Origin of the sequence: Proteiniphilum propionicum (assembly GCF_022267555.1) — a bacterium.
GTDB classification, from domain to species: domain Bacteria; phylum Bacteroidota; class Bacteroidia; order Bacteroidales; family Dysgonomonadaceae; genus Proteiniphilum; species Proteiniphilum propionicum.
The window spans coordinates 2,738,185-2,762,582 of sequence record NZ_CP073586.1; the positions used below are offsets into that span (position 1 = coordinate 2,738,185).

At 45.1% G+C, this 24,398-nt stretch carries 22 protein-coding genes; 14 read left to right on the plus strand and 8 right to left on the minus strand.

The window, feature by feature from the left end:
- The first annotated feature begins 73 nt into the window (after positions 1 to 73).
- From KDN43_RS11220 to KDN43_RS11265, 10 genes are all read left to right on the plus strand, one after another.
- Positions 74 to 427 carry an NADH-quinone oxidoreductase subunit A gene (locus KDN43_RS11220; RefSeq protein ID WP_238866193.1) on the plus strand — a complete coding sequence of 118 codons (354 nt, stop codon included), beginning with the start codon at positions 74 to 76 and terminating at the stop codon, positions 425 to 427.
- Complete coding sequence (locus KDN43_RS11225) at positions 418 to 1,086, plus strand: NADH-quinone oxidoreductase subunit B (protein ID WP_238866195.1); 669 nt, start codon at positions 418 to 420, stop codon at positions 1,084 to 1,086. The genes KDN43_RS11220 and KDN43_RS11225 overlap by 10 nt, the downstream gene beginning before the upstream one ends.
- Before the next feature lie 104 nt (positions 1,087 to 1,190).
- Complete coding sequence (locus KDN43_RS11230) at positions 1,191 to 2,837, plus strand: NADH-quinone oxidoreductase subunit D-related protein (protein ID WP_238866197.1); 1,647 nt, start codon at positions 1,191 to 1,193, stop codon at positions 2,835 to 2,837.
- A gap of 108 nt (positions 2,838 to 2,945) precedes the next feature.
- The gene (nuoH, locus tag KDN43_RS11235; protein WP_238866198.1) at positions 2,946 to 4,070 is read left to right on the plus strand and encodes an NADH-quinone oxidoreductase subunit NuoH; all 1,125 of its coding nucleotides are present in this window, start codon (positions 2,946 to 2,948) and stop codon (positions 4,068 to 4,070) included.
- A gap of 110 nt (positions 4,071 to 4,180) precedes the next feature.
- Positions 4,181 to 4,669, plus strand: a complete 489-nt coding sequence (locus KDN43_RS11240) for a 4Fe-4S binding protein (RefSeq protein WP_238866200.1) — start codon at positions 4,181 to 4,183, stop codon at positions 4,667 to 4,669.
- A 3-nt stretch (positions 4,670 to 4,672) separates the two neighbouring features.
- Complete coding sequence (locus KDN43_RS11245; protein ID WP_238866202.1) at positions 4,673 to 5,203, plus strand: NADH-quinone oxidoreductase subunit J family protein; 531 nt, start codon at positions 4,673 to 4,675, stop codon at positions 5,201 to 5,203.
- A gap of 3 nt (positions 5,204 to 5,206) precedes the next feature.
- Positions 5,207 to 5,548 (plus strand): NADH-quinone oxidoreductase subunit NuoK, encoded by a 342-nt coding sequence (nuoK, locus tag KDN43_RS11250; protein ID WP_238866204.1) that lies wholly within the window; start codon positions 5,207 to 5,209, stop codon positions 5,546 to 5,548.
- Between the two features lie 53 nt (positions 5,549 to 5,601).
- On the plus strand, positions 5,602 to 7,521 hold the full coding sequence (gene nuoL / locus KDN43_RS11255; RefSeq protein ID WP_238866205.1) for an NADH-quinone oxidoreductase subunit L: 1,920 nt from the start codon (positions 5,602 to 5,604) through the stop codon (positions 7,519 to 7,521).
- Positions 7,522 to 7,665: 144 nt separating this feature from the next.
- Complete coding sequence (locus KDN43_RS11260; RefSeq protein ID WP_238866206.1) at positions 7,666 to 9,147, plus strand: complex I subunit 4 family protein; 1,482 nt, start codon at positions 7,666 to 7,668, stop codon at positions 9,145 to 9,147.
- A gap of 120 nt (positions 9,148 to 9,267) precedes the next feature.
- Positions 9,268 to 10,692 carry an NADH-quinone oxidoreductase subunit N gene (locus tag KDN43_RS11265; protein ID WP_238866208.1) on the plus strand — a complete coding sequence of 475 codons (1,425 nt, stop codon included), beginning with the start codon at positions 9,268 to 9,270 and terminating at the stop codon, positions 10,690 to 10,692.
- Positions 10,693 to 10,902: 210 nt separating this feature from the next.
- Here the strand turns inward: KDN43_RS11265 and KDN43_RS11270 are convergent, their stop codons facing one another.
- A complete protein-coding gene (locus KDN43_RS11270) occupies positions 10,903 to 11,685 on the minus strand; it encodes an MBL fold metallo-hydrolase (RefSeq protein WP_238866210.1) in 783 nt (260 codons plus the stop codon).
- 115 nt (positions 11,686 to 11,800) lie between these two features.
- Here KDN43_RS11270 and KDN43_RS11275 point away from each other — a divergent pair, with 115 nt between their 5' ends.
- The 3 genes from KDN43_RS11275 (at position 11,801) to KDN43_RS11285 (ending at position 15,065) form a co-directional block, all read left to right on the plus strand.
- Positions 11,801 to 12,334 (plus strand): DUF4924 family protein, encoded by a 534-nt coding sequence (locus KDN43_RS11275; RefSeq protein WP_238866212.1) that lies wholly within the window; start codon positions 11,801 to 11,803, stop codon positions 12,332 to 12,334.
- 17 nt (positions 12,335 to 12,351) lie between these two features.
- The gene (gene rfbD, locus KDN43_RS11280) at positions 12,352 to 13,305 is read left to right on the plus strand and encodes a dTDP-4-dehydrorhamnose reductase (RefSeq protein WP_256448704.1); all 954 of its coding nucleotides are present in this window, start codon (positions 12,352 to 12,354) and stop codon (positions 13,303 to 13,305) included.
- A 185-nt stretch (positions 13,306 to 13,490) separates the two neighbouring features.
- Complete coding sequence (locus KDN43_RS11285) at positions 13,491 to 15,065, plus strand: peptide chain release factor 3 (RefSeq protein WP_238866214.1); 1,575 nt, start codon at positions 13,491 to 13,493, stop codon at positions 15,063 to 15,065.
- A gap of 193 nt (positions 15,066 to 15,258) precedes the next feature.
- On the opposite strand, the gene KDN43_RS11290 is transcribed toward KDN43_RS11285, so the two are convergent.
- A complete protein-coding gene (locus KDN43_RS11290; protein ID WP_238866217.1) occupies positions 15,259 to 16,185 on the minus strand; it encodes a mechanosensitive ion channel family protein in 927 nt (308 codons plus the stop codon).
- Positions 16,186 to 16,275: 90 nt separating this feature from the next.
- On the opposite strand from KDN43_RS11290, the gene KDN43_RS11295 reads away from it, so the two are divergent.
- Positions 16,276 to 17,106 carry a tetratricopeptide repeat protein gene (locus tag KDN43_RS11295; RefSeq protein ID WP_238866219.1) on the plus strand — a complete coding sequence of 277 codons (831 nt, stop codon included), beginning with the start codon at positions 16,276 to 16,278 and terminating at the stop codon, positions 17,104 to 17,106.
- Positions 17,107 to 17,237: 131 nt separating this feature from the next.
- Here KDN43_RS11295 and KDN43_RS11300 read toward each other — a convergent pair whose 3' ends face one another.
- The 6 genes from KDN43_RS11300 to KDN43_RS11325 all read right to left on the minus strand — a co-directional run bounded on the left by KDN43_RS11300 (position 17,238) and on the right by KDN43_RS11325 (position 24,304).
- Positions 17,238 to 18,722, minus strand: a complete 1,485-nt coding sequence (locus tag KDN43_RS11300) for a TolC family protein (RefSeq protein ID WP_238866221.1) — start codon at positions 18,720 to 18,722, stop codon at positions 17,238 to 17,240.
- Positions 18,719 to 19,477 carry an ABC transporter ATP-binding protein gene (locus KDN43_RS11305; protein ID WP_238866223.1) on the minus strand — a complete coding sequence of 253 codons (759 nt, stop codon included), beginning with the start codon at positions 19,475 to 19,477 and terminating at the stop codon, positions 18,719 to 18,721. The genes KDN43_RS11300 and KDN43_RS11305 overlap by 4 nt, the downstream gene beginning before the upstream one ends.
- Before the next feature lie 10 nt (positions 19,478 to 19,487).
- Positions 19,488 to 20,726, minus strand: a complete 1,239-nt coding sequence (locus KDN43_RS11310) for an ABC transporter permease (protein WP_238866225.1) — start codon at positions 20,724 to 20,726, stop codon at positions 19,488 to 19,490.
- A gap of 9 nt (positions 20,727 to 20,735) precedes the next feature.
- Positions 20,736 to 21,737: an HlyD family secretion protein gene (locus tag KDN43_RS11315; protein ID WP_238866227.1), complete on the minus strand. Its 1,002-nt coding sequence runs from the start codon at positions 21,735 to 21,737 to the stop codon at positions 20,736 to 20,738.
- Positions 21,737 to 22,978: an efflux RND transporter periplasmic adaptor subunit gene (locus tag KDN43_RS11320; protein ID WP_238866229.1), complete on the minus strand. Its 1,242-nt coding sequence runs from the start codon at positions 22,976 to 22,978 to the stop codon at positions 21,737 to 21,739. The genes KDN43_RS11315 and KDN43_RS11320 overlap by 1 nt, the downstream gene beginning before the upstream one ends.
- 63 nt (positions 22,979 to 23,041) lie before the next feature.
- Positions 23,042 to 24,304, minus strand: a complete 1,263-nt coding sequence (locus KDN43_RS11325; protein WP_238866230.1) for an efflux RND transporter periplasmic adaptor subunit — start codon at positions 24,302 to 24,304, stop codon at positions 23,042 to 23,044.
- Positions 24,305 to 24,398 lie beyond the last annotated feature (94 nt).

Genomic DNA, 24,398 nt, shown 5'->3' on the forward strand with positions numbered 1-24,398 from the left:
TCATGTGACATCGTTATGAAAAAATGCCTGCAATAGAAGCTGTACATAATCGTAATAATTCAATACAATATTTATGGATAACTTATCACTATTCGTAGTGATCTTTCTTACCGGAGTCACACTGGTAGCAGCCAGCATTACTATTGCCCGGCTGCTCTGCCCAAGCTCTGTCAATTTTCAGAAGGGCGAGCCTTATGAGTGCGGATTACCTACGCATGGTACATCATGGATGCAGTTCAGGGTGGGATACTACCTCTATGCTATTCTTTTTCTGATGTTCGATGTGGAGACAATATTCCTTCTTCCGTGGTCGACGGTAGTCAGGGAATTAGGGGTGCCCGGCCTGGTTAATATTCTTTTATTTATCGTGATATTAGGACTGGGCCTTGCCTACGCCTGGAGAAAGGGGGTGCTGAAATGGAACTGAAAGATATAAAGATCAAGGACTTTCCTTCAGGCGAGTTCAAGGATAATGAGACACTGCAGGTATATATTGACCGGCTGAATGAGGCTAATGTAAATGTGGTGACAGGCAAGCTTGACGAGATGGTCAACTGGGGGAGGAGCAACTCGCTCTGGCCTCTTGTTTTTGCCACAAGTTGCTGCGGCATTGAGTTTATGGCTGCCGCTGCTGCTCATTACGACCTGGCACGCTTTGGCATGGAGGTGACGCGCAACAGTCCCCGCCAGGCTGATCTGATGATTGTTGCGGGGACAATAGTGAATAAGATGGCGCCACTGCTGCGGCGTGTATATGACCAGATGGCCGAACCGAAGTATGTTGTAGCCATGGGATCGTGCGCCATCTCGGGAGGCCCTTTTGTGAACTCCTATAATGTTGTGAACGGCGCAGACAAGGTTATTCCGGTGGATGTCTATATCCCCGGCTGCCCTCCACGTCCCGAGTCGCTTTTCTACGGGCTGCTCCAGCTGCAGCGCAAGGTGAAGGTTGAGAGGTTCTTCGGCAACAAACGTATCGTCCGTCCCTATAACCCCGATATGCTGAGGGACCCGGAAACGGGTGAGGCCATAGACCCGGGGAATGAATTTGAAGCCTGTCCCGGTGAAATTGGTGAATGCAGGTAGCTGGACATTGCCTGTCGATCACCGCAAATTACCCACTGAACTTTATTAGCTGTGTATGCATTGATTTATTTTTTCTGAAGTTCAATAACCAAGATGCTTGTTTTATGATAGTAGATTTAAAAGAGGTTGTTAAAGAGGTTGTGCTCTCTGCTGCAGGCAATGCTGTGATAGAAGAGAAGGAGAGGCTGACCGTGACTGTTGAGCCGGGCCTTTTGCACCCTCTGATAAAAGCCCTCTGCACCTGCGAAAGGATCCCTTTCGATTACCTTATAAGCCTTACCGGCATGGATTGGAACGATAGGCTTGGTGTTATATACCAGCTTTCATCGTCAAAAAGCCCGGGAAATGAGATTGTTGTAATAACCTCAGTGGGCGACCGGAATAATCCGTTGCTTTACTCTGTGACGGATATCTATAATGCGGCTCACCTCAACGAGCGAGAGGTGTATGCAATGTTTGGCATACGCTTTATTAACAACCCTGATATGCGCCGTTTCTTGTTGCCGGACGACTGGAAAGGGTTCCCTCTGCGCAAGGACTATGACGGTGATCCTGCGCTTAATCCCGTTACGATTGCCAGCAGGGAATTTTCGGATACCGCTCCCGGTATTACTGAAGATGCTGCTGGGAACCTGGTGGAGAGCACAACGCCCGTTTTTGATGATGATGACTACATTGTCAACATCGGTCCGCAGCACCCTTCAACGCACGGCGTGATGCACTTCCGCACGGCCCTGGACGGGGAGATAGTAAAGAAGATAGATATTCACAGTGGCTATATCCACAGGGGAATAGAGAAGCTTTGCGAAAGTATGGCATATCCCCAGATCCTGCATTTTACCGACCGTCTTGATTATCTCTCTGCAAATATAAACCGACATGCCCTCTGCATGTGCGTGGAGAAAGCTGCCGGCATTGAAGTGCCGCCGCGGGCTCAGTATATACGTGTTATCATGGATGAGCTGAACCGCATAAGCTCACACCTGCTGGCGTTTGCTACGCACTGTAACGACCTGGGGGCAACTACCGCTTTTATCTACGGGATGCGCGAGCGGGAACATGTTCTGGATATTTTCGACAAGGCCTGCGGAGGGCGGCTGATAATCAACCAGAACGTGATAGGCGGGGTGATGTTCGATATCTATGATGATTTCTGCAAAGATGTAAATGCTTTTATTCCATATATGAGGGAGAAGCTGAAGGAGTATGATGATTTTTTCTCGCATAACGTTATTGCCCTCAACCGCATGGTGAAGGTGGGAGTTCTTAGCCTGGAGGATGCTATAAGCTATGGTGTTACCGGTCCAGCCGGGCGTGGTTCCGGCTGGTCGTGCGATGTGCGCAGGCATAAACCCTACTCACTGTACGACAGGGTTGAGTTTAAAGAGGTTATACGCACCGGGGGCGACTCGTATGCCCGCTATATGAACCGCTTGGAAGAGATAGAGGAGTCGCTTCATATAATAGAGCAGCTGATAGATAATATACCCGCAGGAGCGGTCCAGACACCGGTGAAGCCTATCGTCCGCCTGCCGGAAGGGCGCTATTTCCAGAGTGTGGAGACAGGAAAGGGGGAGTTCGGCGTGCTTATAGAGAGTGACGGCGGCAAATTCCCTTACAGGGTGAAGTTCCGTTCGCCCTCGCTTGCCGCGGTATCGGTGATGCCGCTCATATGCAAGGGTGAGCTTCTCTCCGACTTCATAGGCATAGGTGGCTCGATGGATTACGTGATACCGGATATCGACAGGTAGCTTATCTGTTGAACAAGGAATAAAATGAAACCCCTGTCACAGTAATATCAGGATAATGATATAGAGAGGCAGGTCAAATTATATATAAGGAAAATGCAAAATTGAAGTATGGAATATAGTCAACCATTAGAACTGGACGGTTTGATTTCTGAAATCCACATATTTATTAGTGGCAACCTGCCGCCGGTGTGGGCAACGCTGACTGAAGGCATCATTGTTCTTGCAGCACTTCTCATATCGTACGCAGCCATCGCGCTGGTGCTTATTTACGCAGAGAGAAAGGTGACAGCTTTTTTTCAGGCCCGCCTGGGTCCCAACCGCCTTGGTAAATATGGTTTTTTACAGAGTATAGCAGATATGGTAAAAATTTTGATCAAGGAGGTTATACATATCAACAGGGTGGATAAGTTTCTATTCTATGCTGCGCCCTTTTTCGTGATATGCTCATCGGTGATGGCTTTCGGAGCTATCCCTTTCGGTAAGGGATTGCAGGTGGTAGATTTCAATTTGGGAATCGTCTATCTGCTTGCTGTCTCGTCGCTTGGCGTCATAGGAGTGCTTCTGGCAGGGTGGTCGAGCAACAATAAATACTCAATGATTGGAGCAATGCGTAGCGGCGCCCAGTTTATCAGCTATGAACTTTCGGCCGCCTTCGCGCTGATGACAGTTGTTGTGATGACAGGTACGATGCAGCTCTCGGAGATTGTGGAGAACCAGCGCTATGTGTGGAACATATTCAACGGGCACCTGCCGGCAATAGTAGCCTCACTGATATACCTGATCTCGGGCCATGCTGAGACAAACCGGGCTCCTTTCGACCTGCCCGAGGCGGAGGGGGAGCTTACTGCGGGATACCATACCGAGTACTCGGGTATGCAGTTCGGCTTTTTTTATCTTGCAGAATATCTCAACATGTTTATTATTGCAGCTATAGCCACCACCGTCTTTCTTGGGGGATGGATGCCTGTGCAGATAAAGGGGTGGGATACATTTAATCAGGTGATGTGGTATATACCCTCGTACGCCTGGTTCCTTGGTAAAACGGCTGTGCTGATATTCCTGAGCTTGTGGGTCCGCTGGTCTTTTCCACGACTGCGTATCGACCTTCTTCTCAACCTTGAGTGGAAGTACCTGCTTCCGATAAATCTTGTAAATATTATAGTAATGGTAGTGGTAGTGCTTGCCGGATGGACCTTGACTGACCTGTTCCCGGGCCTGTTCGGTTTGAATTAGCAGCAGCCAGGGAAATTACTGCCCGGTACTGCAGAATGGACGTTTGGTTTTTCAACGTTGCATTATCAACAGGGCGGAAATTTACAATTTGAGTATTTATTGATCTGAATATGAATAAACTTACAAAATATATCACTGGAATTTTCACTGCGGCAAGGTCGCTGCTTGGCGGTTTGGGTGTTACCTGGAAAGAGTTCTGGAGAAAAAAGGTGACCATGGAGTATCCCGAGAACAGGGAGAGGTTGGTCATCTCAGGCCGATGGCGTGCCGAACTGGTGATGCCTCACGATGAGAACAATGAACATGCCTGTACGGCGTGCGGTATTTGCATGATGAACTGTCCCAATGGCACTATCAAGGTTGTAGCGGCGACCATGGAGGATGGCAATGGCAAAAAGAAGAGGGTGCTTGACAGGCATATCTGGGATTACGGAAGCTGTACCTTCTGTAACCTCTGCGTTATAAACTGCCCGTCGGGCGCTATCATCTTCAACAACGATTTCGAGGGGGCTGTGTACGACAGGAAGAAGCTTGTCCATCAGCTCAATAAGCCCGGATCAAAACTCAGGGAAAAGAAAAAAAAGGAGGCAGTGAATTAAATTATGGCTGAACAAATTATATTTTACTTACTGGCGGCCGTGATAGCTCTGTTTTCGGTACTTGCCGTCACCGCAAAACGGATCATTCGCTCGGCAATATATCTGTTGCTCGTACTACTGGCGACCGCAGGACTCTTTCTGATGATTAACTATCATTTTCTTTTTACCGTTCAGGTGAGCGTATATGCGGGTGGTATTATGATAATGTTTATCATGGCTATCTTCCTTACTCACAGGCCGGGAGAGGATATGAAGCGCAAAGCTGTTGGAAAAATAAATTACCCGGCACTCCTTTCCATCGCAGGAGCGGCCTTTTGCGGGTGCATTATTGTAAATAATGTGTCTAGGGCGTACAATTACTTGAAGGGAGGAGAAATAGGGATGCGGGACCTTGGCCACGCGATGCTGGGAATTGAAAAGTACCAATATCTGCTTCCTTTTGAGGCAATAAGTGTTTTATTGCTTGCCTGTGTGGTGGGTGCCATTATGATTGCAAGAAAAGAGAAAGAGAAAGAGAAAGAGAAAGAGAAATAGAGTATGGGAGAGATTATTTTGAACACGTCGTTGGAAGCGGTACCCTTGCAGGCATTCCTGATTGTAAGCCTGATAATGTTTTTTGCAGGTATCTACGGTTTTTTTACACGTAAGAATATGATAATGATGCTTATCTCGATTGAGCTGATTCTGAATTCCGTTGACATGAATTTTGCGGTTTTCAACCGCTATCTGTATCCCGGGGAGATGGAGGGGCTCTTTTTTGCACTTTTTGCTATTGCTGTGTCGGCCTGCGAAACCGCTGTCGCCATTGCCATCGTAATTAACGTGTACAGGAGATTCGGCAACGCCGAGGTGAATAACATAGAACAAATGAAAGAATAAAGAAAAAATAAAGCTCTACTGTTCTCACGAAAGAGAGAGCCGAATTATTGATTATGGACTATACAATTTTCATTCTGATACTTCCGCTGTTGTCGTTTCTGGCAATCGGACTGTCGGGAACTGCATTAAAACCACGCAATGCCGGAGCGGGCGGCACCGTTGTAGCGGGATTGGTGACGCTGCTCTCATACTATACGGCGTTTGACTATTTCACTACCCAAAATGTAAACGGAGTATGGCAGTCAGTCACACCCTGCAATTTCACCTGGCTTAATGTGGGTGAGAAGCTGCATATCGATCTGGGCATCATGCTTGATCAGGTTTCTGTGATGATGCTGGTGGTGATATCCACCGTCTCGCTGATGGTGCATATCTACAGCTTAGGATATATGAAAGGAGAGAGAGGGTTCGGGCGTTATTACGCATTCCTCTCCCTTTTTACCTTTTCCATGATAGGGTTAGTGGTAGCAACCAATATTTTTCAGATGTATATCTTCTGGGAGCTGGTGGGTGTCTCCTCTTACCTGCTCATCGGTTTTTATTACAGTAAGCCATCAGCGGTGGCTGCAGCCAAGAAAGCATTTATCGTGACCCGTTTTGCCGATATGTTTTTTCTGATCGGCATACTGGTGCTTTCATACTATACGCAGACTTTCGATTTCGGAGTGCTGATACCGGGAGATGCTTCTCTCTTTGGTCCTGCCCTTGGAACAACCTTTATGGGCGTGTCGGCAATGAGCTGGGCTATGGCGTTGATTTTTATTGGTGGTGCCGGTAAGTCGGCAATGTTCCCTCTGCATATATGGCTGCCCGATGCCATGGAAGGACCTACCCCCGTATCGGCGCTCATTCACGCTGCCACCATGGTTGTGGCGGGAGTCTATCTGGTTGCTCGCCTGTTCCCGGTCTATGTTGGCTTCACTCCTGAGGTGCTGCATGGTATTGCATATGTGGGTGCATTTACGGCTATGTTTGCCGCTGTTATAGCGATAGCGCAAACCGATATAAAACGTGTGCTGGCTTTCTCCACCATCTCCCAGATAGGGTTTATGATGGTTGCGTTGGGAGTAAGCACAGGTATGGGGCTTAGTGAGCATGAACACGGGGGGGTGGGGTATATGGCTTCCATGTTTCACCTGTTTACACATGCAATGTTCAAGGCGCTTTTGTTCCTTGGCGCGGGTTCGGTAATACATGCCGTTCATAGTAATGAGATGAAGGATATGGGGGGCTTGCGCAGGTATATGCCAGTCACGCATATCACCTTTTTAATTGCCTGTCTGTCGATAGCAGGTATTCCGCCTTTCTCAGGGTTTATGAGCAAAGATGAAGTAATTACCGCCGCCTATGGGTTTAGCACGGGAATGGGTGTATGGATGACCGTGATAGCGGGACTGACTGCTTTTTACATGTTCCGGCTCTATTACAGTATATTCTGGCGCAAGGAGTATAAAGTACGCGATGGTCGAAGGCCTCACGAGAGTCCCCGTTCGATGACTATCCCGCTTCTGTTCCTGGCTCTGTTGACCGTCGCCGGTGGCTTTATCCCTTTCGGGAAATTTGTTACGGCCGATGGTACACAATACATAATCCGTCTGAACGTGACAGTAGCTGCTATCAGTGTCTCCGTGGCACTGACAGGAATAGGGGTGGCTGCATACCTCTACAGGAGAGATAACGCATATCCGGCACATTTGGCTAAAGGCTTTGGAAAGCTTTACAGGGCTGCATCAAACAGATTTTATATAGACGAACTATATCTGTTTATCACGAAGAAAATTATATTCAACGGCATATCGCGTTCGTTTGCATGGTTCGACCGCCATGTGATAGATGGGGCTGTAAATGGACTGGGGAGGGCCACCCTTCGCACCTCGCAGGCTATAAGAGGGTTACAGTCTGGGAGCGTGCAGTGGTACGCGTGGGTGTTTCTGCTGGCTACTCTTCTTATTACGTTGTTGGCAATATGGTAGCCGTGCGACCCAAATGAGCCTGCACTGTTGAAATTACTATAACAGACAATATTACTATAACAGACAATATTTATATGACAAACAGTACCTCCTTGTTGCAATACATCTCACCCTTTGTGAGGACGGAGGTTTATAATTGATGATATGAGCTTTTTATCGATATTTGTAATTATCCCGCTGCTGATGATACTAGCACTGATTGCAGCACGAAACCGCAGGCAGGTGCTGGGAGTAATGGTGGCGGGCAGCGTGGCGTTGGTGGTGTCATCGGCTTATCTGACGGTACGCTACCTTATTGCCAGGAATGGCGGCGAATCGGGACCAATGCTGTTTACTTCATCGTTGATGTGGTACAAACCTCTGAACATCGCTTTTTCGCTTGGTGTGGATGGCGTGTCGGTGGCGATGATCTGCCTTTCCTCGATAATTGTTCTCACCGGTACCTTTACATCGTGGAAGATTGAGCCGCTTACCAAAGAGTATTTTCTGTGGTATTGCCTCCTTTCGACGGGTGTCTTCGGGTTCTTTATCACTACCGGCCTATTTACCATGTTTATGTTTTATGAGATGGCGCTTATACCGATGTACCTGCTTATCGGTATCTGGGGAAGTGGCAAGAAAGAGTACTCTGCCATGAAGCTTACGCTGATGCTGATGGGCGCTTCGGCCTTCCTGCTCGTGGGAATTCTGGGGATCTATTTCAGTGCAGGTGCCGTAAGTATGAATATTACCGACATTGTAAACATTCATATTCCGTTAGATAAACAGCTTCTATTCTTTACGCTTACGTTTTTCGGGTTCGGCGTCCTTGGTGCATTGTTCCCGTTTCATACATGGTCGCCGGACGGTCACGCCTCTGCTCCTACGGCAGTTTCGATGCTTCATGCCGGCGTATTGATGAAGCTGGGCGGATATGGCTGTTTCAGGGTAGCTATCTGCCTTATGCCTGAGGCTGCCCGCCTGCTTTCGCCCTTTTTCATAGTGCTTACAGCGGCAGGTGTTATTTACGGTTCGTTAGCGGCTGTTCACCAGCGCGATTTGAAATATATAAACGCTTACTCTTCAGTGAGCCATTGTAATCTTGTGCTCTTTGCCATATTGATGTTTACACGGACGTCTATGACCGGAGCTGTGCTTCAGATGCTCTCACACGGGTTGATGACTGCTCTTTTTTTCGCACTGATAGGGATGATATACGGGCGGACTCATACTCGTATGATTACCGAGATGGGGGGGCTTATGAAGGTGATGCCGTTCCTTGGTGTTGCCTTTGTGATTGCCGGACTGGCATCGCTGGGACTCCCCGGGTTGAGTGGATTTGTATCGGAGATGACCATCTTCACCGGTTCGTTTGAAAATTCAGATCTGTTCAGAAGAGTGTTGACGGTAGTGGCAATATCGTCGATAGTGGTTACGGCGGTTTACATATTGAGGATGGTGGGTAGATTCCTCTACGGGCCTTTGCAAAATCCGCATCATGAACAGTTGACGGATGCCGTCTGGTATGAAAAGCTGGTGGTGGTGATATTGATTGCCGGAATTGTGTATATAGGTTCGTTTCCGCTGGGACTCTCGGATATGCTGAACGAGAGCATGAGTGGTGTGATTGCACAGCTGGCACGATAAGGCCGCCACTGTGCCGATGGCAGATAAAACCGGAATTGTATCGGTGGCATAATAAGGCCGGTTTGGTACCGGGCATTGAAAAATTATAAATAAAGAAACAAAAAAAAGAGAGACAGAGAGATGGATTATTTGAGTAATTATATGTTCATGCGCAGCGAGGTATCCCTGGTGATTGTTATTATTTCGCTGGTACTGTATGATCTGATTGCCGGCGCGAAGGGAATGAAGTATTTTCAGGTTGTAGCTATTGCCCTGCTTACTCTCCATACCGTTTTTAACCTGCAGCCCTGTGAGTCGGGGAGTGCTTTTGGCGGGATGTACAGTTATGTGCCGGTGATGGGGGTGGTTAAAACCATCCTGAATATTGCTGTAATCATCATATTCCTACAGGCGGCAGAGGTTTTCAACCGGGAGCGGCTAAACAATAAAAAGGGTGAATATTATTTTATCACGCTAATCACTCTGCTGGGTTTTTATTTTATGATTTCAAGCGGCCATTTCCTGATGTTCTATATAGGACTGGAGATGGCATCCATTCCCTTGGCAACGCTTGCCGCTCTGGAGAAGTACAGCAACAAGTCGGCAGAAGCGGGTGCTAAATATATTCTTTCAGCTACATTCTCATCGGGTATAATGCTGTTCGGAATCTCATACCTCTACGGTACAACGGGTACGCTTTATTTTGCCGATATGCCAGCCATGATAGATGCTAACGCGCTGCAGATAATGGCTTTTGTCTTTTTTGCTGCAGGGATGTTCTTCAAAATATCTCTAGTGCCGTTTCATCTTTGGGCTCCCGATGTGTATGAGGGAGCGCCTACCGTGGTCACCTCATACCTTTCGGTGGTATCGAAAGGGGCGGCGGCATTTGTGCTGATGCTGCTGCTCTACAAGGTGTTCGGGAACCTTTTTGTGCAATGGCAGGGTATCCTGTACGGGCTGATTATCGCTAGTATCACACTTGCGAACCTGTTCGCCATCAGGCAGAAGAACCTGAAAAGGTTCCTGGCATTTTCTTCGATCTCCCAGGCCGGATACATTGTGCTGGGTATCGTTGGGGGGACGGCGTTCGGGATGACTGCTCTTGTATATTACATATTTGTCTATCTGTTTTCCAATCTTGCTGCCTTTGGAGTGGTAACATCTGTTGAGAACCATTCGGGCAAAGTGAATATTGATGATTATAAGGGTTTGTATGCAACGAATCCGCGAATTAGTTTGGTGATGATGCTGGCAATGTTCTCGCTGGGAGGAATTCCGCCGTTGGCCGGTTTTTTCAGCAAATTCTTTGTCTTTGCCGCTGCCCTGGAAAAGGGATTTTACCTGCTGGTGCTTGTCGCTGTTATCAACACTATTGTCTCACTCTATTATTACCTGCTTGTGGTGAAAGCAATGTTTATAGACAGCAGCGAAAACCCGATTCAGCCATTTAGGACGGATGCTTATAATAAGGCAAGCCTGATACTCTGCACGGCCGGTATACTTGTTGTTGGACTGTTCAGTTTCTTCATGGATAAGATTGCCCTGCACAGCTTTGGAATGTAATCTCGGCGCTTGCCTGTTTTTTTATTTCAGGAAGCGGTTCCGGACTTAACTTGCGATTTTTAATTGTGCTCAAACGGCTGTGATACGTAGCAGGACGCTTATAAGGGTGTAGCCCGACAACGATCACCATTGCCGGAGTTCCAGCAGACGCAGGTTCTAATAGGCAAATAAAATTTCTTTCCACATAATTGTGTCGGATTTATATCGGATTTATACTTGAGCCATTTGAGTGTAAGCGTCGTGGTAAAAGATAAGGGTACGACTGTCTCTCTTTGCCTTTTCCAAAAAACGCAGTTTCTCTTCCATTGCTACAGCTACGCTATTGTCGTAGGCTGATAGCCAGCCCGGCGAAAGGTTGAGGGAAGTGGGCACCACATCACCCGGAAAGGCATAGTTTCCCTCTTCTGTATCGAAGAGCACCACTATCTGACCTGGGGTGTGGCCATCGTAAAGTTCCAGCCGGATATGTTCATCGAACTGCATATCTTCAAGGACGAACCGCAGCTGTCCCGCATCGTATACCGGTTCAATGTTCTCGGGGAAAAAGGATCCTTTCTCGAAAAGCGACGGGTTGCGGTAGTTCTTCCACTGGGTGAGGCTCACGTGATAGGTGGCATTAGGGTAGGTGGGGACAGCCTCCTTTTTTTCGTTGAAGGTTGTGCTTGCGCCGCAGTGATCGAAATGGAGATGGGTAAGAATAACATCGGTTACCTCTTCAGGCTTGTACCCTATCTTTTGGATCTCTTCTGTGATAACCTTCCGGTTGAAAGGCCGGTAGAATTTTAATCTGGCATCGTGCTTTTCTCCAAGTCCCGCATCCACCAGGATCAGCTTATTTCCTATCTCGATAAAGAGGCACCGGAGAGACATCACGCACATGTTATTATCATCCACCTTATACTTGGCCGACCAGTATTTTTTGGGTACGGGGCCGAACATCACTCCGCCATCACCGAGAAAATATCCCGATTCAATAATATGAAACTTGACCATAAAGTTGTATTTTTGTGGCAAATTTAGTGAAAAGTTATGTCTCTCCGGTAAAATATTGCGCGTTAATCCCATTAACCGTGATAAGAATAACCGTAGATAGGTAAAGCGGTAAAGCATGAAAATTCCCGATAAACAAGAAAACATAGCAGAATACCTGCTCTATATGTGGCAGGTGGAGGATTTGCTGCGCGCCTGCGAACTGGATATAGATAAGATTAAACAGTCAATTATTGTTCCTGTTTACCAGACGATGGAAGAGCGCGAAAAAGCCAGAGATTGGTTTGAGGGGCTCATCATGATGATGAAGTCTGAAGGAGTACAGAAGAAAGGGCATCTTCAGATTAACAAGAATATCATTGCAGATATGACCGATGTTCATCTGAGGTTGCTGAAAGATCCACGTGAATCAGAATATATAGGGTTGTATTATAATACACTCCCCCATATAGTGGCATTGCGTGACAAGTCGATTGAGAAGGATGTCCCTGAGCTTGAAACCTGTTTCACGGCATTGTATGGATACATGCTGCTGAAACTGCAAAACAGGGAGATTTCCGTTGATACGCAGGTTGCTGTGAAACAGATAACTGCGTTATTGCGCCTACTATCGGAAAAATATAAGAATATAGACAAGGAGCAGGTGTTTTAATTTGAAAATTAAGATTTATGGCAATATTTACAGCATCGACCAAACATTTGGGAGGTACGGAAAAGGAGACCCCGAAGCAGCAGTTTTTTTACGGATTAGTGCAGAAGAATGTATTGGTGACCGGGGCAGACGGGCAGCTGGGCAGTGAGATTAAAGCGATGACGGGGCGTATGAATCTGCCGTTTCATTTTATTTTTACAGATGTAGGCGGGGTTGATATTACAGATATTCAACAGGTTGAATCTTATGTGAGGAACTATCGGATTGAGTATATTGTGAACTGTGCTGCTTATACAGCTGTTGACAAAGCGGAGAATGATGTGGAAAAAGCATTCGAGGTTAATGCAGTAGCGGTGGGGAACATAGCCAGGGTTGCAAAAAAGGAGGGCGTGAAGGTGATCCAGATCTCAACGGATTATGTGTTTGATGGCTCTTCCGATGTTCCATATACCGAAGATATGAAACCAAACCCCCTGTCTGTTTACGGCAAATCGAAGCTGGCTGGCGAAGAAGAACTGAAGGCGGCAGGCGGCGACTGGGCTATTATTCGCACATCGTGGATGTATTCGTCTTTCGGCAATAATTTTGTGAAGTCAATGATCCGGCTGATGAGGGAGCGGAAGAGTCTGACAATAGTAGACGACCAGCGTGGTGCGCCGACCTATGCTGCCGATCTTGCCGAGATGATAATTCATATTCTGCAGTCGTCAGAAGAGAATGGATGGAAGAGCGGAATTTATCATTTTTCAAACAGGGGTGATACTACCTGGTATGGTTTTGCCTCGGAAATAAAAAGGCTTGCAGGTATTGAATCGTGTGAGCTGTCGCCTGTAACATCTGAGGAGTATGGTTCACCTGTGCAGCGGCCTGCATACAGCGTGATGAGTCTCTCGAAGATATGTGCCGCCTTTAATGTGGAGATACCGGAGTGGAAGGAGTCGCTAAAACGATGTTTTATGTTATTGAAGTAGAACGGATTAATTGTTGACCTGCTCCGGGAACTTTGAATATAAAAAACAATTATTCATAGTGTGTTGAAAGTCAATAAGTCTTTTGTACGTTAGAAATAAAAGATACTTTTTGTAGTAGGAGACTCGTTTCTTTCAATCTGAAGAAAAACAGATCAAACAACTCATATAGAGGAATTATTATATAGATGACATTGAAAAAAGAGATACAACGCCGGCGTACATTCGCTGTGATCAGTCACCCCGACGCGGGAAAAACCACACTTACGGAAAAATTACTGCTCTTTGGCGGCGCCATTCACGTGGCAGGAGCCGTGAAATCGAACAAGATAAGGAAGACCGCTACATCGGACTGGATGGAGATAGAGAAGCAACGCGGAATATCTGTCGCCACATCAGTTATGGGGTTTGACTATAATGATCACAAGATAAATATCCTGGATACGCCGGGGCACCAGGATTTTGCGGAAGATACCTATCGTACACTCACCGCAGTTGACAGTGTGATTATTGTGGTGGATGTTGCAAAGGGTGTGGAGATGCAGACGCGTAAGCTGATGGAGGTGTGCCGTATGCGCCATACGCCGGTAATGGTTTTTGTGAACAAGCTTGATCGTGAAGGTAAAGATGCTTTTGAAATTCTTGACGAGCTGGAGGAGGAGCTCCAGATAGCGGTGCGGCCCCTCAGCTGGCCTATCGACATGGGAGATCGGTTTCGCGGGGTTTACAACCTTTACAGTAACAGTCTTGATCTCTATAAGCCCAGCAAGCAGATGGTGACCGAGTCGGTACGACTCGATATTGCATCGCCTGAGTTAGAGACACATATTGGTGACAGGTTGTCGAAAAAGCTACGCGACGATGTGGAACTTATCACCGGGGTGTATCCCTCGTTTAATCGCGAAGAGTATCTTGCCGGTAAGCTGGCACCAGTTTTTTTTGGCTCTGCGCTGAATAATTTCGGGGTTAAAGAGCTGCTCGACTGTTTTGTTGATATTGCACCGTCGCCACGTCAGGTACAAGCTATTGAGCGTGTGGTGAAACCTTATGAGGAGCCGTTCACAGGTTTTGTTTTCAAGATTCATGCTAATATGGACCCGAACCACCGTTCATGCATTGCCTTCGTAAAGGTCTGCTCCGGCAAGTTTGAGAGGAATGTGAACTATAAGCATGTGAGGTTTAACCGGATGATGAAGTTTTCGTCGCCGACAGCCTTTATGGCGCAGAAAAAGGAGATTCTTGATGAGGCTTATGCGGGTGATATAGTAGGTTTGCCCGACAACGGCAACTTTAAGATCGGCGATACTCTTACAGCCGGGGAGGAGCTGCACTTCAAGGGCTTGCCAAGCTTCTCTCCCGAGATGTTCAAATATATTGAGAATGCCGACCCCATGAAATCGAAACAGCTGCATAAAGGTGTTGAGCAGCTTATGGATGAAGGCGTTGCTCAGCTCTTTGTAAATCAGTTCAACGGAAGAAAAATCATTGGGACAGTAGGACAGCTTCAGTTTGAGGTTATTCAGTACCGCCTCCTGCATGAGTATGGTGCACAATGCCGGTGGGAACCTCTTAACCTGTACAAAGCGTGCTGGATTGAAAGCGATGATGCGGTACAGCTGGAGGATTTCAAAAAACGGAAATACCAGTATATGGCACACGACAAAGAGGGCAGGGATGTTTTTCTGGCAGAATCGAGTTATATCTTGATGATGGCGCAGCAGGACTTTAAGAAGATCCGCTTCCATTTCAGGTCGGAGTTCTGATTCCCATTCCATGGCGGTCATCTGGTTTACGTTCCAGGGCGGTCATCTGAATTGCGTTTCATGGCGGTCATCTGAATTGTGTTTTCATGCCGGGCTTCTGGTTTGCGTTCCACAAGACGGGCATTTGGTTTACGTCCCAAGCCGGAACCAGATTCACTTTTTTATCTCTTTTTTGTCTGAGTCAGATCCTCTTTCATCCTTTTTTTGCGGTGCCCTGATCTTTGGCCAGATGTACAGTCATCTGCGGGAACGGTATATTCAGGCCGTTAGCATTAAGAATCTCGTAAGACTGTTCGTTCAGATCGAACGTAACCGGCCAGTAATCCTCAGACAATGTCCAGACCCTCAGCACGAAATCAATTGAGCTGTCTCCCATCTTTACCATTCGCGATAATGGTGCGGGGTCATTCAGCACTTTCGGATGTTTTTCAGCTATATCGAGCAGCAGCTGTTTCACCTGTTCCACATCGGACCCGTAGTCGACGTTGATGTTCAGATCGAGGCGACGTGTAGGCTGGGTACTGTAATTAATAATGTTTCCCGTTGAAAGTGGCCCGTTGGGAATATGTACGGTCTTGTTGTCGGGAGTGGTGAGTGTGGTGTATAAAATACCGACGGAGCGCACCGTACCTGACACGTTCTGTGCCTCTATATAGTCACCTCCTTTGAATGGTTTGTTGAAAAGCAGAATTACCCCGCCGGCAAAGTTGGCAAGATTGTCTTTCACCGCTAACCCTACCGCCAGTCCTACCGATCCAATAAGTGCCGCTATGGAGACAGTTTTTGTGCCTACAATATTTATTATCATAATGACAAGAGTGGTGAAGAGGAGGATGTTGAGAATGTTTAAAAGGAAACTGCGCAGCGCGGTATCGTAGATTTTTTTTTCAAATACACTGTATGAAAATTTGGTGATTCGGCGGATTATCCATTTTCCCACATAAAATATAAGCAGGGCAATAAGAAGTTTACCTATAAAGTCGATGCTGCCGGTAAGGAACTTATCGAACAGCTCTTCAAACCGGCCGGTTTTAATCAGTTCGGCTGCCGAAGCCAATTGTACATTCACCGGGTTAGTATTTAGCGAGTCGGCTCGAGTAATGAAAATTTCGGGAGGCATATTGATTTATTCTTATTTTAGTTAATGAAGTCGCAAAGATAGATATTTTTGTTTAATTTTGCTGGTCACATCTGCATATCACTCTTTTTTATGAGATATTTTTTTCCATTTTTTATAGTTTTGTTGCTGCTTCTCCCTCTACCTATTTCCGGGCAAAGCTACGAGGGCTGGGTTAAGAGATCGGCTGATTTTATTGAGGTGAACCGGTTTGACAGTGCAGCCTTTGCTTTGCAGAAGGCTATGTCACTTGACCCGATGAATGAAAATAATCCGGTATTACTGCTGAACCTTGGCATAATGCAGCGTCAGCTAAAGTTATATGACGATGCATACATATCATTCACAGCATCTCTCGCAAACAATCCTCTGGCCGATGTGGCCTTGCATAACAGGGCGTCTCTTCTTTGTGATATGGATAGGCTGGACGAGGCCATGGAAGATTACAACACTATTATCCGCCTTTATCCCGAAAATGTGGAGGCTTATTACCGCAGAGGGTTGCTGTTTCTTGAAAAGAGCGACCGCAAGAAAGCTGAAGCCGATTTTAAGGCTTCGGAAGCTATTGATGCAGGGAATATATTCACTAAGCTTAGCGGGGCTTTACTTTATAAGCTGGACGACGATTGGGAGGCAGCCGAAAGGGTATATTCCGGGCTTATAAAATCGGAATCCATGCCTGATCCCATTTTTTATATGAACCGTGCCGAATGTTATTTAAATACAGGCCAGCTCTTTAAAGCTTCGGCAGATTTGCGTGCAATCGGGGAATCGCAGATGGATAATCCTTATTTCTATGTACTGAGGGGACGGGTACGCCTAGGCCAGTTCGACAAGGTAGCTGCCAAAGCAGATATTATAAAGGCAGGGGAGCTGGGGTATGATGCTGTAATTCTTGCTGAGTGGATGAAAAAAACTGAATGAGAGCACAAAACATATATTGACCCGCTTGCGCTCTCTTTCCAGACTTTTTGCATGCCGCTTTCAAACCTATAGCATCTGTTGTCTATCATCAAAGTATGGTGCCATTGACACGCAATTTAACCTTTCAAAGCCTATTGTATCTCCTGATTATTACGGAAATCATAAAAAGTTTTTCTAGCAAGGTCGGCAAGCGACAACTGGTAATTTATATAGGCTCTGAGATGAGATGTGTAGGCGTTGTTCAGCCGGTTTCTCTCCAGCGCTAAATCCTGACTGTCGATATCGCCATCGGAAAAACGTTTTCGTGTAATATCGAAACTTTTTTCGGCTACCTGCACATTTTTTTCCAGGACCTGCAATCTCTTCAGGTTACTGTTGATGCTTGCTATTAGATTTTTTACTTCGGTTTCTATTTCACGCTCCACCTCTTCTTTTCTGTATGAATATTGTTTCAATCTCGACTCGGAGGCTCTGACTAGTGCTCTGTTTTCACCCCAATCGAGTATGGGGATGGATATTGTAAGGCCGACACCATAACTGGCGTTTCTGTCGATCAAATTATGATATGAGTTTTTTATCGAGTTGAAAAATCCCGGATCGGACTGCTGATTTATACCGGCTTTTTCAAAGTATGCATCTATTCTCCCCTGTATCATTCCGTTCGCTTTTTGCTGCTTTATATTAAGCTTTTGCAGTTCTATCTGTATCTCCTGCTCCCTGACTTCCAACCTGTTTTTAAGTGCCAGCTCAACTGCTTTTTCAGCGTCTATTACCACAATTTCATATCTGAACTCGCTGTTTAGCGCAATGCTGTCATTCAAGTCTAGCCCTAACAGCTCTTTAAATGAATTTTTTGCTGATGTTTCATTTAATACTGCAATATCGTAATTGTTCTGTGCCTCAGCCAGGTCGACCTCCATTTGCAATGCATCTACCTCGCGTATGAGGCCTGCTGCATACTTGTTCTGTGAAATCTCATAGGCTTCGGTCTGCCGCTCCAGGTCGAGTGATGCAATCTCTGTGCTTTTCTGCAGCGATAGCAGGTTGTAATAGGCACTGCTGACCTGGTACACAAGGTTTAGCTCTTCCCTTTTAAACTGCTTGTTTGAACGTTCATAGTCCAGCTCAGCCCTTTTCAGTGTTGACCGGATGCTGTTGTATGCATAGAAAGAGTTGAGGGGCTGGTTGAACCCGACTCGTGTTCTCAGGCGGGATGAGCGATAATTATTCTCGAGATTTTCGCTGCTTGACAATGAGTTTTGAATAAAAATATTTCCATCTGTAGGCAACGGTTGATTAATGGTAAGAGTACCTGCATAACCCAGCTCTTTGATGGGGTAGTAGAATGTTATGCCGGTCGTGTCTTTCCAGCTTTCAATAGTCTCTGTATATTGAGGTGAGGAGACAGTCATATCTATATGTGTCTTTAACCTGCTGGTTGCGGATTTTAAGTTGAACTCGGCTATTTTAAGATTCTCAGCCAGATTCAACATCGTAAAGCTCTTGTTTTTAGCAATTTCAATACTTTCATCCAGCGTGAGTGTCTGCACCGGCTGGCTTTGCAATAAAACAAAGTATGGGAACAGTAATGTGACTGTAAATAGTAATTTTCTCATATCGATTTTGTGTTATTGTTACTTTCTATGGGAGAATATTGTTGTTGCCGGTTAGAGTTTAAAATAATTTTCTTGTCTGAATTTATTTTATCGGAATGGATCATGCCATCTTTCAGATAAATGTTTCTGTTTGCAAAATTTGCAATTTCCTGTTCGTGGGTGATAAGAATAATTGTATTTCCTTCCTTATGCAACTCATCGAACAAACGCATAATCTCTTCACCTGTCTTTGAGTCAAGTGCACCTGTAGGCTCATCGGCCAACAGCAGGCCGGGATTTGTTACGAGAGCCCTGGCAATGGCGACCCGCTGGCGTTGCCCTCCACTCAGTTCGGAAGGTTTGTGGTTCATACGGTCGGTCAATGCAACCTTATCCAGTGCCTTTAGTGCTTTCTCTCTGCGTAGATTGCTCGGGGTACCGGAATAGATGAGTGGCAGTTCCACATTTTGAATGGCATTGAGCCTTGGCAACAGGTTGAAATTCTGGAAAATAAATCCTATCTCTTTGTTCCTCATAACTGAGAGGGCATCATCATCGAGCGTGCTGACATCAACATGGTTAAGAAAGTAATGACCCTCTGATGGTGTGTCAAGGCAGCCCAGGATATTCATGAGAGTGGATTTGCCGGAACCGGAAGGCCCCATGATTGCCACATACTCATTTTTTTTTATGTTTAGATCAATGCCGTGAATTACCGGTATCTCAGTTTTTCCAAGCGAGTAGCTTTTTTTCAAGTTTTCTATTTTAATTAACATACTGTTTTACTTATTCGTAGCGTATAGAATCTACAGGTTTGAGGTTTGCGGCATTTTTAGCGGGTAAATATCCAAAGCTTACCCCTACAATAACGGAGAAGGAGAACGCGATAAGTACAGCGTATGGCTTGATAAATGTGCTGATATCTGTGAATAGCGTTACAAACAAAGAGAGAATGATTCCTACTGCTACACCTATAAGCCCGCCTGTAATACTTATTACTACCGATTCTGTTACAAATTGGTTCATGATATCAATTTTGCGTGCTCCCACAGACCTTCTTATACCTATTTCCCGTGTTCGTTCCATGACTGTTGCCAGCATAATATTCATGATTCCTATTCCTCCAACCAACAGGGATATGGCAGCAATGGCACCTAATAAAAAGTTGTAGATTTGCCGCTCTTTCTCTTCCTGTTTCAGTAATTCGTAAGGAATAACAATGTTGTAGTCGTCGTTATTGAAATGGTGGCGGCGCAGGATTTCGTTAATGATTTTTGATGCTTCCACCAGTTTGTCCGAATTATTCAGTTGAACGGTTATTTGCTGAATTTCGCTGGAGAGTGCGTTTTCACGTGCAAACCGGTTCAGAAATAACGAGAGAGGCACGTAAACATCTGTATTCAGGTCCCTCGCAGCCAGTTCGCCTACGGTCTCCGTAAAAAGGCTTTTCGATTCAAGTACTCCGATAACCTCCAACCACTGATCGTCTATTTTTATTAATTTCCCTATCGGATCCTCTCCTTTAAAAAAGGTGGCAGCCACTCCCGCACCCAGTACACAGACTTTCAGGCGTTCGTTGTAATGTTTTTCGCTGATGAAATAACCATTTTGTATCTTGTAATTCATTATTGCCTGAAAGTCGGGAGTGATACCGATAATGGTAGATTTTACCGATTTATCGTTGTATTTCACGTCAGTATTTTTTTCAGCTTGTGCGGCAATTCTTTCCACACCGGGTACTATTTCTTTAATCACCTGGGCATTCTGAATGGAAAGCCCTTGCGAGAACTTTGCCCTCACCTCTTCCAGCTCTTCGTCGGAGAGAGATTTCTCTCTTATGATGATATTGTTCACACCCAGATCCTGGTATTTGGCAATGGCTTCGCGCTTTGCTCCTTCTCCTATGGATAACATTGTTATAACGGATGCCACGCCGAAGATGATTCCCAGCATGGTTAGGAAAGAACGAAACTTGTGGTCAGTCAAACCCTGTAGCGCCAACCGAATATTTTCACCGTACTGCATAATTTTTGTTTAAAGAAATTCACAACTAACTGTCATCCCCGGCTTTAATCGTTCGTCGGATTTTAATATCTTCACCTCCACATCGAACACTTTCTGCCGTGATTTCCGGTCTTTCAGCCTGCAAAGTTTTCCTATATAGACAACTTCACCATCAAAAACAACTTTAGGCATAGCATCCAGCCTTACCGCAACTTTTTGGTTGAGTGCGATTTTCAAAAAGTCTGTTTCGTTTACCTGGGTATTCACTTTCATAAATTCCAGTTCAGGAACTATGGCCAGGTTATTGCCAGCGTAAATATTGTCGCCGATTTTGTAAATGTTTCTGTTGGAGCTTTGCCAGTTTGTAGCAATCTGAAACACACCCGATACAGGTGCACGCAAGGTAAGCAATGGTATCAGGTTTTTTGCGTTTTCAAGCTCTTTTTTTATCTGCTCAACTCTGATCTCCTGTATTTGCAAGTCGCAGGCGTTGATGGCTTTGTTAAGTTCGTATATTTTTCTCTCTTTTTCTAGATTGATGACTGCCTGCTCGTATTCTAGTTGTCTTATTTTTCTCAATCGTTCCGATTCGAAACGTGATGCTTCCCATTCAATTTTTTTCAAATCGAATGTTGCCGATTCGTTTCTAATTCTCGATTCGCTTTCTTGTTTTTTGTTTTCTTGTTCTACATACAGTTTTTCCAGTACAGCTAATTGCGTCTCAAGGTTGCTCTCGCTTTCAAGAATATATTTGTTAATATCAGCTGGGTCGAGTTGCGCTATTGAATCGCCTTTTTTTACAATCTCGCCGTGGTTCAACAGCCCCACGATTTTCATCTGGTACCATTGCCTTCCGTACCGGTTGACGACAACAGAGCGGGAGTTTACTGCCGCCAGTTCTCCGGTTTCAACAATAACAGTGCCGTCTGATGCTCTTCTTCCGCCCACGGGTTCCGAGGTCTTTTTGCACGAAAAAAGAAGTGCTGTGGCAATGAACGCAAAAAACAGGCTATATAATCGTGATCTTTTCATTATATCTCTGCGTTTTCGGTTTTCTTTTCTTCCGTTTCTTTTGCAAAAGGATTTACCAGTGCTATCTCTTCGCCTTTTTTCAATCCGCTTTCAACCACTATATAATCGGTGTTGTTTATCCCGGTTTCTATTTCCGTTTTTTCATAGCCGGCACCTTTTCTTTTGTAAACAAAACTTATGTCACCTTCGGTAAAAAGAGCATCGAGCGGAATGAAAAGTACATTTTCCACTTTGTCCATAATTATTCGGCAGCTGACGGTAAGCCCGGGAAGCAAATTCTTATCGGACTCGTTGAGCAGTATTTCAACGGGGAACACTTTTATTTTTGACGACTCATCTTTGTTCACTGCCAGATTGGCAATTGAATTTACTGTTCCCGAAAAAACGCTGTCGGAAAATGCGTCGGGTTTAATTTCTACTTTCAGCCCTTTGCTTATTTTGGCCACGTCAACCTCATTTATTTTTACCGTTGCTTTAAGCGATGATAAGTCGGGAAGTTGAATAATGGGAAACCCACTCCAGCACTGATCGCCAATCTGAAATTTATTGTTGCTGCTCCAGTTCTTCGATAAAATGGCGATACCCGAAGAGGGGGTTACTACCGACAGTTTTTGAAGTGTTTCGCGTGCTTCGTCGAGCCTCGACTGGAACTGCATGATGGAGAGGTTTTTTTGTTTGATCTCTTCTTTCTGAATTTTTATGCGGTTCTCAATTTGCTCTTTTGCCCTTTCCAGCGCAATTTCTGCTTTATCGAGGTTCAGCTGTATTTCTTTTTTCTTAATATCTGATTCGTAGCCGGCAGACTCGAAACGGATTTTCGATATCTCATGAGAAATACGTGTGACTTCGTAAGCAGCCCTCAGCTCTTCTAACTCCGATTGCTGCTGTGCTTTCATTTTATCGAATTCCGCCTGTGCAATCTCCATGCTAGACTCTGCTTCCACAATACCTTTCAGTACTTCTGACGGATCGAACACTATTAATGTGTCGCCTGCTTTCACCTCCTCTCCGTCTTTAACCAATTCGGTTATTTTCAGGTTCCCATATCGCCACGAGATCATTGGCGCTACAATGTTTACAGAGTTAATTGCCTCTATTTCACCCTCTTCGTACAAGTCGATAAATAAAGTACCCTGGGCTACTTTTCCAACAGGTATTTGCTTGGTTTCCTTTTTTTTGCACGCCACAAAAGGTAGCGAACAAACAACGATGAGGACCAATATTTTTGAAAAATTCTTCATTTTGATGAAATGGCTTGAAAATATTTTAGATAAAGTCTTGTTTTACTGAACTCGCTGCAATCTTTACCGGGATGTGACAGGTTTAACTGCCCTTTTCATATTTGTAGAATCGCCTAGCAGCGTTTTTCCTCTCACCATAGATAGCGGTGGCTTAATTAAAGCGATAACTTCTCCCGGCTTTAATCCGTGTGATACGATGGCATCTTTTGAAGAAGAGAGCCCGGTTATTATTTGGCGCATCTCGTATCTGTTTTTCTTACTCTTCACATATACAACTTTAAGAGAGTCTTCTTCATAAATGGCTATTTGCGGCACCACTATAGTATCGCGGACCTGTTTTATGAATACCCGGCAGTTCGCAGTGAACCCGGTTTCTGGAAGTTGCAGCGCGCTATCGACTGAAGCTTCCACCTCAAAAAACTTTACTTTCGAATCTCTTTTATAAGGTTGCCCGACAGGTAGTTTTTTTGTGATTTTTCCATAAGCAATGTTATTGGGCATGGCATCGAAACTGAAACTTACGGAGTCATTTTCGTTTATCTGGCGAAAATCCACTTCGCTCGCCATCATTTTTACTTTCATTTCAGATACTTCGGGCATAGTTATCAGCGGCATATTACTCCATACATTGTCGCCCATCTTAAGCTTTTCTCCTGTCATCATTGAATTAGATATGACGGCTAATCCTTTATGTGGAGCGCGTATGGTTAGGCCATCGAGGATTGTTTTTGCGTAGGTTAACCGGTTTGTTAATTGTTGAATATTAAGTTCTAATTTTTTTACTTCAGATTGATTTATGATCTCAAGTGCTTCGAGTTTCTTCTCAAATTTATTTTTCTCGATAATAGCTCTTTCAAGTTCTAATTCCTTGATTCGCTTCTGTGTGGGGGTGGAAAAACGTAGTTGTAGTGAGTCTAAATGTGCAATTTCGGTATCGGCTTTATTGTTTTTTACCTGCGCTTCAAGCATGGCGTATTGCATCTGTAAATCAGCTTTTACTTTACTTAATTGTGCTTCTGCCGTCTCAAGTTGAATAACCAAGTTATCGTGAGAGGTTTTACTGTTATTATCCTCGAGAATGCACATAACATCTCCTTCATTAACATACGTCCCGTCATCAATAAGGAAGGTAATAATGGCATCTACATTGCCAGGACAGGCTATTGTAGTATAGCGAACAGGTTCAGCAAAGCCGTCTATTACAAGGGTATTTTCAAAATCGGAGGTAAGTATGGGGTATGTTGAGATTTTTTCTTTATTGTTCGTGTTGCACGAACATATAAGAAATAAAAGGATTAGTGTAAATAGAGTTGAATATTTTTCCACAATAGTATTTTGTAGATCATTTGAGCAAATGTAATATCTTTTTTTTTATTTATAAAAATCGGCCAGCTTCTATTAGATAAAATTATGATTTGTT

Coding starts and splice junctions, on each gene's coding strand:
- KDN43_RS11220 (WP_238866193.1), top strand. CDS start 74: ATGGATAACTTATCACTATTCGTAGTGATCTTTCTTACCGGAGTCACA.
- KDN43_RS11225 (WP_238866195.1), top strand. CDS start 418: ATGGAACTGAAAGATATAAAGATCAAGGACTTTCCTTCAGGCGAGTTC.
- KDN43_RS11230 (WP_238866197.1), top strand. CDS start 1,191: ATGATAGTAGATTTAAAAGAGGTTGTTAAAGAGGTTGTGCTCTCTGCT.
- nuoH (WP_238866198.1), top strand. CDS start 2,946: ATGGAATATAGTCAACCATTAGAACTGGACGGTTTGATTTCTGAAATC.
- KDN43_RS11240 (WP_238866200.1), top strand. CDS start 4,181: ATGAATAAACTTACAAAATATATCACTGGAATTTTCACTGCGGCAAGG.
- KDN43_RS11245 (WP_238866202.1), top strand. CDS start 4,673: ATGGCTGAACAAATTATATTTTACTTACTGGCGGCCGTGATAGCTCTG.
- nuoK (WP_238866204.1), top strand. CDS start 5,207: ATGGGAGAGATTATTTTGAACACGTCGTTGGAAGCGGTACCCTTGCAG.
- nuoL (WP_238866205.1), top strand. CDS start 5,602: ATGGACTATACAATTTTCATTCTGATACTTCCGCTGTTGTCGTTTCTG.
- KDN43_RS11260 (WP_238866206.1), top strand. CDS start 7,666: ATGAGCTTTTTATCGATATTTGTAATTATCCCGCTGCTGATGATACTA.
- KDN43_RS11265 (WP_238866208.1), top strand. CDS start 9,268: ATGGATTATTTGAGTAATTATATGTTCATGCGCAGCGAGGTATCCCTG.
- KDN43_RS11270 (WP_238866210.1), bottom strand. CDS start 11,685: ATGGTCAAGTTTCATATTATTGAATCGGGATATTTTCTCGGTGATGGC.
- KDN43_RS11275 (WP_238866212.1), top strand. CDS start 11,801: ATGAAAATTCCCGATAAACAAGAAAACATAGCAGAATACCTGCTCTAT.
- rfbD (WP_256448704.1), top strand. CDS start 12,352: ATGGCAATATTTACAGCATCGACCAAACATTTGGGAGGTACGGAAAAG.
- KDN43_RS11285 (WP_238866214.1), top strand. CDS start 13,491: ATGACATTGAAAAAAGAGATACAACGCCGGCGTACATTCGCTGTGATC.
- KDN43_RS11290 (WP_238866217.1), bottom strand. CDS start 16,185: ATGCCTCCCGAAATTTTCATTACTCGAGCCGACTCGCTAAATACTAAC.
- KDN43_RS11295 (WP_238866219.1), top strand. CDS start 16,276: ATGAGATATTTTTTTCCATTTTTTATAGTTTTGTTGCTGCTTCTCCCT.
- KDN43_RS11300 (WP_238866221.1), bottom strand. CDS start 18,722: ATGAGAAAATTACTATTTACAGTCACATTACTGTTCCCATACTTTGTT.
- KDN43_RS11305 (WP_238866223.1), bottom strand. CDS start 19,477: ATGTTAATTAAAATAGAAAACTTGAAAAAAAGCTACTCGCTTGGAAAA.
- KDN43_RS11310 (WP_238866225.1), bottom strand. CDS start 20,726: ATGCAGTACGGTGAAAATATTCGGTTGGCGCTACAGGGTTTGACTGAC.
- KDN43_RS11315 (WP_238866227.1), bottom strand. CDS start 21,737: ATGAAAAGATCACGATTATATAGCCTGTTTTTTGCGTTCATTGCCACA.
- KDN43_RS11320 (WP_238866229.1), bottom strand. CDS start 22,978: ATGAAGAATTTTTCAAAAATATTGGTCCTCATCGTTGTTTGTTCGCTA.